General features: G+C 70.3%; 6 protein-coding genes. 3 read left to right on the forward strand and 3 right to left on the reverse strand.

The features are described 5' to 3' along the window. Positions 1–37: 37 nt before the first annotated feature. Together ASH01_RS10785 and ASH01_RS10790 are read right to left on the reverse strand one after the other, a co-directional pair. Complete coding sequence (locus ASH01_RS10785) at positions 38–1858, reverse strand: BCCT family transporter (protein ID WP_056775540.1); 1821 nt, start codon at positions 1856–1858, stop codon at positions 38–40. A 266-nt stretch (positions 1859–2124) separates the two neighbouring features. After that, positions 2125–3525: a cation:dicarboxylate symporter family transporter gene (locus ASH01_RS10790; protein ID WP_056775542.1), complete on the reverse strand. Its 1401-nt coding sequence runs from the start codon at positions 3523–3525 to the stop codon at positions 2125–2127. Positions 3526–3612: 87 nt separating this feature from the next. Here ASH01_RS10790 and ASH01_RS10795 point away from each other — a divergent pair, with 87 nt between their 5' ends. Beyond that, a complete protein-coding gene (locus ASH01_RS10795; RefSeq protein WP_235509595.1) occupies positions 3613–5274 on the forward strand; it encodes a sensor histidine kinase in 1662 nt (553 codons plus the stop codon). After that, complete coding sequence (locus ASH01_RS10800; protein ID WP_056777566.1) at positions 5237–5950, forward strand: response regulator; 714 nt, start codon at positions 5237–5239, stop codon at positions 5948–5950. The genes ASH01_RS10795 and ASH01_RS10800 overlap by 38 nt, the downstream gene beginning before the upstream one ends. Positions 5951–5954: 4 nt before the next feature. On the opposite strand, the gene ASH01_RS10805 is transcribed toward ASH01_RS10800, so the two are convergent. Then, entirely contained in the window at positions 5955–6524 is a 570-nt protein-coding gene (locus ASH01_RS10805) for a TIGR03086 family metal-binding protein (RefSeq protein ID WP_056775545.1), read from the reverse strand. Between the two features lie 51 nt (positions 6525–6575). Here ASH01_RS10805 and ASH01_RS10810 point away from each other — a divergent pair, with 51 nt between their 5' ends. After that, entirely contained in the window at positions 6576–7418 is an 843-nt protein-coding gene (locus ASH01_RS10810) for a helix-turn-helix transcriptional regulator (protein ID WP_056775548.1), read from the forward strand. Positions 7419–7601: the final 183 nt, after the last annotated feature.

Raw genomic sequence — 7601 nt, forward strand, 5'->3', positions numbered from 1 at the left:
TCGAGGTGACTGCGGTGACGGTGTGACGTGACCTCGGTCAGAGGCGCATCGAGGCGCCGACCTTGTCGGTCTGCTCGTCGACGTGGCCGCCGAGACCGTCCTCGACCTCGACGTCCTTCGCCTCGACCGGCTCCGCGACGGGGTCGGTCTGGACCATCTCGCCGACACCCTCGCCGGGCGCGGTCTCCTGGACCGTGAGTGAGAAGTCGTCACCGTGCTCGCTGACGCCCGCGACGACGGCGTGCTCGACGGCCGCGACGGCATACTGCCGACGGACGACCTGCGGGTCACGCGACAGGTCCTTCACGAGCGCGACCGCCAGCCCGATCATGATGACGAGGAAGGGCAGGGCCGCGACGATCGTGACGTTCTGGAGGCCCGACAAGGCGTCCTCACCACCGATGAGCAGCATGATCGCGGCCACGGCGCCGGTGGCGGCGCCCCAGAAGATCACGGTCTTCTTCGACGGCTCGAGCGTGCCCTTCTCGGAGAGCGTGCCCATGACGATCGACGCGGCGTCGGCGCCCGAGACGAAGAAGATCGCGACGAGGAGCATGACGACGATCGCGGTCACCGTCGGCCACGGCAGGTTGCCGAGCATCGCGAAGAGCGAGCCCTCGGGGGTCGACTGGCCGGCGATGTCCTGGCCGTTCTGCTGCTGGTTGATGCCGGCGCCACCGAAGATGGCGAACCAGATGAGCGAGACGACGGACGGCACGAGCAGCACGCCAGAGACGAACTGGCGGATCGTACGGCCACGCGAGATGCGAGCGATGAACATGCCGACGAAGGGGGTCCAGCTGACCCACCAGGCCCAGTAGAAGATCGTCCAGCCGGCGAGCCAGTCCTTCATGCCGTCGCCGCCCGCGGCGTCGGTGCGGGCCGACATCATCGCGAGGTCCTTGAAGTAGGACCCGATGGTCGTCGGGACGAGGTTGAGGATGAAGACCGTCGGGCCGACGACGAAGACGAAGAACGCCAGGGCGAGCGCGAGCACCATGTTGATGTTCGACAGCCACTGGATGCCCTTCTCGATGCCGGAGACGGCCGAGAGGATGAAGCAGACGGTCAGCACGGCGATGATGCCGATGAGCACGCCGTTGCCGACCTTGCCGATGCCGCCGACGATCTCGAGGCCGGAGCCGATCTGCAGGGCGCCGAGGCCGAGCGAGGTGGCGGAGCCGAAGAGCGTCGCGAAGATCGCGAAGATGTCGATGACCTTGCCGGCCGGCCCGTTGGCGCGCTTCTCGCCGAAGAGCGGGGCGAAGGCCGAGCTGATGAGCAGCGAGCGGCCCTTGCGGAAGACGCCGTACGCGACGGCCAGGCCGACGACCGCGTAGATGGCCCAGGGGTGCAGCGACCAGTGGAACATCGTCGTGGCCATCGCGGTCTGCACGGCCTCGGGGTTGCCTGCTGCGCCGGTGCCGGGCGGCGGCTTCACGAGGTGGGTCAGCGGCTCGGTCACGCCGTAGAACATCAGGCCGATGCCCATGCCCGCGGAGAACATCATCGCCACCCACGACGACGTGCGGAACTCGGGAGCCTCGCCGTCACCGCCGAGCGGGATGTTGCCGTACTTGCTCGCCGCCAGCCAGATGACGAAGACGACGAAGCCGGAGGCGACGAGCGAGAAGAGCCAGCCGGTGTTGTGCACGACGAAGTCGAGGCCGGCGGAGGCGCTCGTGCTGAGGCTCTCGGTGCTGAGCGCGCCCCAGAGGACGAAGGCGATCGCCACGGCGGCGGCGACGCCGAAGACGACCTTGTCGACCCGGGAGGGCGCGGCCTCCTCGTGGTTCACCGGTGGTGGCTCGAGCGCCGGGTGCAGCGCGTCGTCGGGACTCTTGGTCAGTTCACTCATACGTCATGGACGGCACCCCGACGAGGTGCCGTCTGTCTCCTCACAGTTACGTGTCACAGATGTCTCGATGAAGCGACCACCCTCTCGAAGATGGGGGGACGAGCGCAAAACGAGCCTCCCGCCGGGAGGCGTAGGGCGGCATACGCGAGCATGAATCCTCTTGCATGCCAATGGTTCCCGTAAGTTCCGACGCGCGGCGTGAGATGGGACACGACGCCGACGAGGGGCCGCGAACCGGGTGGTTCACGGCCCCTCGAAGGGACGGGTCAGCGGCTGGAGCCGACGAGCTCCGGCTCGTGACCGCGGGCGTCCGGGACCAGGTCGTCCTGGACCTCGTCGTCGTGGTCGAGCATGCTCGACTCGTCGAAGCGGTCCTGGCCGGAGAGGACGCGCGACGCCTTGTCGCGGTCGATCTCGCCGACCCACGTGCCGATGAGGACGGTCGCGATGGCGTTGCCGGCGAAGTTCGTCAGCGCGCGGGCCTCGCTCATGAGGCGGTCGATGCCCACGATGAAGCCGACGCCCGGCACGAGGTCGGGGCGGTGCGACTGGAGGCCACCGGCGAGGGTCGCGAGGCCCGCACCGCTGACGCCCGCCGCGCCCTTGCTCGCGATGATCATGAAGACGAGGAGGCTGATCTGCTCGCCGATGCTGAACGGCTTGTCCATCGCCTCGGCGATGAAGAGGCTCGCCATCGTCAGGTAGATCGCGGTGCCGTCGAGGTTGAAGGAGTAGCCGGTCGGCACGGTGATGCCGACGACCGGGCGGGAGACGCCGAGGTGCTCCATCTTGGCGATGAGGCGCGGCAGGGCCGACTCCGACGACGACGTCGACAGGATGAGGAGGAACTCGCGGCCGAGGTAGCGGAAGAGCGAGAAGACGTTCATCCCCGTGACGACCTTGAGGATGCTGCCGAGGAAGGCGAAGACGAAGATCGCGCACGTCGCGTAGAAGGCGAGCATGAGCAGGCCGAGGCTCTTGAGCGAGCCGATGCCGGTGGCGCCGACGAGGGCGGCCATGGCGCCGAACGCGCCGATCGGGGCAGCCCACATGATCATCGCCATGAGGCGGAAGACGAGGCGCTCGAGGTACTTGATGGCGTGGAGGATCGGCTCGCCGGTCTTGCCCATCTGCTGGAGCGCGAAGCCGACGAGGAGCGCGATGAGCAGGGCCTGGAGCACCGAGCCCGACGTCAGCGCGGAGACGAGCGTGTCGGGGATGAGCCCGAGGACGAAGTCGACCGTGCCCTCCGACTCGGCGGCGATCTGCGACTGGCCGGACTCGGCGATCGCGGCCGTGAGGTTGAGGCTGTCACCGGGCTTGATGATGTTGCCGACGACGAGACCGATCGCGAGGGCGACCGTCGACATCGTGATGAAGTAGCCGAGGGCGAGGCCACCGACCTTGCCGACCTGGGCGGCCTTCCGGACCGAGCCGATGCCGAGCACGATCGTGCAGAAGATGATCGGCGTGATCATCATCTTGATGAGGTTGACGAAGCCGGTGCCGAGCGGCTTGAGGTTCTTGCCCACCTCGGGGAAGGCCCACCCCACGAGGATGCCCGCCACCATGGCGACGATGACGGCGATGTAGAGGAAATGGGTGCGGTCGCGCTTGGGGGCCGAGCCCGGCTGGGCGTCGACGGCGCTGTCGGCGGTGGAACTCACGGTGACCTCCGTTGGCTGGGTCCCACGCTGGGCGTGGGACCGGTGAATGTGACGAGGCTCCCGCGGCCAGTGACTAGGGTCACGGTTGTGTTCATTGAGTTCTCGCGACGGGTGCTGACGGCCCCGGGGCGATGGAGCGTCGCGGGGCAGACCTTCGCGCTCCAGGTGCTCATCGCGGTGCTCGTCGTCGTCGCCGGGCTCGCCGGGGCGTACGGCCAGGCCCAGCGCGCAGGGGACCAGGAGGCCATCGCCCGGGCCCTCGCGGTCGCCGAGACGATGGCGGCGACGCCCGACGTCATCGCCGGCGTCCAGGGTCCCGACCCGTCGGCGGTGCTCCAGCCCTACGCCGAGCGCGTGCGGGTCGAGTCGGGCACCGACTTCGTCGTCGTCATGAGCCGCGAGGGGATCCGCTACACCCACCCCGACCCGACGCAGATCGGGAAGAAGTTCCTCGGACACACGGAGGAGGCGCTCGCGGGTGGTGTCGTCGAGGAGGACTACACGGGCACGCTCGGGCCGTCGTCGCGCGTCGTCGTGCCCGTCACCGACCAGGGGAAGGTCGTCGCCCTCGTCTCGGTCGGCATCCGCAAGTCGGCCGTCGGCGAGCGGGTGCGCGCCCAGCTGCCGGGACTGCTTCTCGCGGGTCTCGTGGCCGCCCTGCTGTCGGGCCTCGGGACCGGCCTCGTGTCGCGCCGGATCAGGCGCCAGACCCATGGCCTCGGCGAGCAGCAGCTGCGCGAGATGTACGAGTACTACGACGCCGTCCTGCACGCCGTCACCGAGGGCCTCGTCATCACCGACCTCGACGGTCACCTCCGGCTGGCGAACGACGAGGCCACCCGGCTGCTCGCCCTGCCCGCCGACGCCGTCGGACGCCCGGTCGCCGAGCTCGGGCTGACGCCGGCCCTGACGGCCGCGCTCACCGACGACGCCGCGCACGAGGACGAGCTGCACGTGACGTCGGCGCGGGTGCTCGTGCTCAACCGCGGACCGGCCCGCTGGCAGGGACGGCTGCTCGGCCACGTCGCGACGGTGCGCGACCGCACCGACCTCGAAGCCCTGACGGGAGAGCTCGACTCGGCCCGAGGCCTGACCGAGGCGCTCCGCTCGCAGGCCCACGAGTCGGCGAACCGGCTCCACACGATCGTCAGCCTCATCGAGCTCGGGCACAGCGACCGGGCGCTGGACTTCGCCACCGACGAGCTGCAGGTCTCGCAGCTGCTCACCGACCGCGTCGTCGGCTCGGTCGACGAGCCGGCCCTGACGGCGCTGCTGCTCGGCAAGGCGGCCGAGGCGCACGAGCGCGGCATCGCCTTCGAGATCGAGCCGGGCGCGCACTGGCCGCGCGACGTCGCACCCACCCGTGACGTCGTGACGATCGTCGGCAACCTCATCGACAACGCCCTCGATGCCGTGGCCGACGAGCCCGGCACGCCGCGCCCCGAGCGGCACGTGCGCTTCGACTCGAGGGTCGAGGAGGCGTATGCCGTCCTCGAGGTCGCCGACGACGGGCCGGGTCTGCCGCCGGGTGCGGTCGAGGACGCCTTCCGGCGTGGGTGGTCGACGAAGGAGCAGGGCAGCGCGGGTCGCCGCGGCATCGGGCTGGCGCTCGTGGGCCAGACGGTCGACCGGCTCGGCGGGACGCTCGCGGTGTCAGGGCCGCCGGGTGCGACCTTCACCGTGCGGCTGCCCGCCGGTGAAGGGCCCGCCGATGAAGGGGTCGACGGCGGCGGGAGCGACGATGCCTGAGGTCCTGCGCGTCCTCGTCGTCGAGGACGAGCCGATCGCGGCGGAGGCCCACACGGCCTACGTCGGCCGGGTCCACGGGTTCGAGGTGGTGGCGACGGTGGGCACGTCGCAGGCCGCGCTGAAGACGTTGCAGGACAGGGAGATCGACGTGGTCCTGCTCGACATGAACCTGCCCGACCGGCACGGGCTCGACGTCGTGCGCGCCATGCGTGCCGCCGGCCACCGCGCCGACGTCATCGCCGTCACGTCCGCGCGCGACCTCGACGTCGTCCGTGCCGCGGTGTCGCTCGGGATCGTGCAGTACGTCCTCAAGCCCTTCGTCTTCGCGACCCTGCGGGAGCGGCTGCTCGCCTACCGCGCCTACCGCGACCAGGTGACGAGCGGCGCCGAGGTCGGCACCCAGGCCGAGGTCGACGAGGTCTTCGCCGGCGCCCGTGTCGCGGCCGAGGCACGGCTCCCGAAGGGGATGGGTGAGGAGCTGCTGGCCCGCGTCTCACGGCTGCTCCGCGAGGCGGACGGTGGACGCTCCGCGTCCGAGCTCGGCGACGAGCTCGGCGTCAGTCGCGTCACCGCGCGCCGGTATGCCGAGTACCTCTGCGAGACACGGGTCGTCGTGCGACGGTCGAGGTATGCCGGCGCCGGCCGCCCCGAGGTCGAGTACCTCTGGGCGCGGTGACGGCTCAGGCGTTCGCCGGCGTCGGTCGACCGAGCCGGGCGAGCACGCGCTCCTGACGGTCGGCGCCGTTCCGGACGGGCACGGCCGGCTTGCAGACACCGTCGTCGTAGAGGTGGTCCCCGAACCCGTCGGCCGACCTGTCGAGCATCTCGAGCTCCTCGTCCGACAGGTGCTCGTCGAGCCCAGCGGCCACGGCGATGTCCCAGCGGTGGACGACGAGGTCGAACCCGTAGAAGGTGACGATCGACGCGCCCACGGTCGTGCGGCCGAAGACGCCGTCATACTCCCGGCCGGCGACGTCCGGGTCGGCGAGCAGCTCACGCATCCGCTCGTCGTGAGCCCGCCAGAGGACTGTGGGGTCCTCGTGGTCGGCCGTGGTCGCGGCATCGACACCGCGCTGCTCGAGGAAGTCACGCTGGGTCGTGACGACGTGGGTCAGCACGTCGCGTGCGCTCCAGCCCGCGCAGGGGCTCGAGCCGTCCCAGGCGTGGTTCGGCACCCGGTCGACGACGGAGGCGAACGGGTCGGCGAGACGGAGGTAGGAGGCGAGGACGTCAGTGCTCGGTGAGGTCATGCCGTCACCATAGGAAACCGCGCGTCGGTGGGTCTTGATACTTTCCGACACGTGACGACGTCTGCCGGGGCAGGACGGACAGCGGCCCGCGACGACATCGAACGGGCCCATCTCGTCGACCCCACCGACCACACGTGGTCGATCGCCCGCAGCTCCGTCTCGCCGGACCTCGAAGGCCTCGCCCGCCGGTTCTGGATCCCGGTGTGGGACGTGCCCGCGGGACGCGACTCGGTGCAGCGGGTCCTGCAGTACCCCGTCTGCCTCGTCGTCGTGTCCGACAGCTACGCGCGTTTCTACGGCGTCGTGTCCGGGCTCTCGCACCAGATGCTGACGGGACGCGGCTGGGCCGTCGGCGTCATGTTGCAGCCGGCCGCGGGCCATCTCATGACGCGGGAGCCGGTGCGCCGGATGACCGACCGCTACGTCGACCTGTCGACGCTGGCGACCCTCGACGGCACCGGCCTCAGCCGGCGGGTTCGCTCGGCGATGCGACCCGACCCGACCTCGGCGGAGGCGCAGGCCGAGGCGCGGGAGGTGGTCGAGGAGGCACTGCGGCCGCTCCTCCCGGTCGACGACGAGGGACTCCTCGTCAACGCCATCATCGAGGACGTCGAGACCTCTCCCGAGCTCCTGCGGGTCGACGACCTGTGTGCGCGCTTCGACATCAGCGAGCGGACGCTGCAGCGCCTGCTGCACAAGCGGATCGGGCTCGGGCCCAAGTGGCTGATCCGCCGCCGGAGGCTCCAGGAGGCGGCCGACCGGCTGCGCGACTCCGACGCCGAGCTGGCCGGCATCGCGGCCGAGCTCGGCTATGCCGACCAGGCGCACTTCACCCGGGACTTCCGCAAGGCGACCGGCATGACGCCGGGCGAGTTCGCGTCACGCTTCATGTGATGCAGGACCAATTCGCCTGCAGCACAATGTCTTTGGTGTGGACAACTCTTGTCTGGTCATTCGAACACCAGTACGATCAGGGTATGGAGCAGAGCCGGAGCACGCAGCAGATCGAGCAGGACTGGGACCACGTCGCGTCCCTGGCCGCCGACCTGCACGACGCGCACGCCCGGCTCGTCGACT

It is taken from the genome of Terrabacter sp. Soil811, from assembly GCF_001429655.1.
GTDB lineage: Bacteria > Actinomycetota > Actinomycetes > Actinomycetales > Dermatophilaceae > Terrabacter.